Here is a 537-nt window from a genome sequence, read left to right as displayed (position 1 = left end):
ACACGGCATCAGACAGGGCAAACTCATCGGCACTCAACCAATCCTGTCCAACCTCAGCCAAACGCGCAGCGATTTTGACCAAATCACGGCGGTAACTTTGCAGCGTATTGTGGCTGAGCCGGTCTTGCAGCCAAAGGGATTCAAGCAGCTTGTCTATTAAATCGTCCATATTCATCAAACTGATTGAAAGGCCGTCTGAACGGCATGGCTTTACATTCGTTCAGACGGCCTTAGGTTTTCAAAGCCCTATTAAGAGGCTTGAGAGATTGTATCCAAAACTTCCTGCGCGTGTCCGGCCACTTTGACTTTGCGCCACTCATGGGCGATTTCGCCGTTTTTGTCCAGAACAAACGTGCTGCGCTCAATGCCGAGGGATTCTTTGCCGTAAAGCTTTTTCAGCTTGATCACGTCAAACAGTTTGCAGACGGTTTCTTCTTTGTCGCTCAACAATTCAAACTGGAAGCCTTGTTTGGCGCAGAAATTCTGATGCGATTTCACGCCGTCGCGCGAAATGCCGACAACGGTATAGCCCAATGC

General features: G+C 49.3%; 2 protein-coding genes. Both read right to left on the bottom strand.

Translation table 11 applies throughout. The annotated features are described in order from the left end of the window. On the bottom strand, positions 1 to 175 hold a 175-nt coding region (locus ACTHUR_RS17570), incomplete at its 3' end, for a site-specific integrase (RefSeq protein ID WP_440400009.1). Between the two features lie 74 nt (positions 176 to 249). After that, a partial coding sequence (locus tag ACTHUR_RS17565; RefSeq protein WP_440400007.1) for a peroxiredoxin occupies positions 250 to 537 on the bottom strand: 288 nt, incomplete at its 5' end.

Source organism: Neisseria sp. P0021.S007 (genome assembly GCF_051956855.1).
Note: the sequence above shows the minus strand (reverse complement) of the source record. Positions and strands in the feature narration are given on the sequence as shown.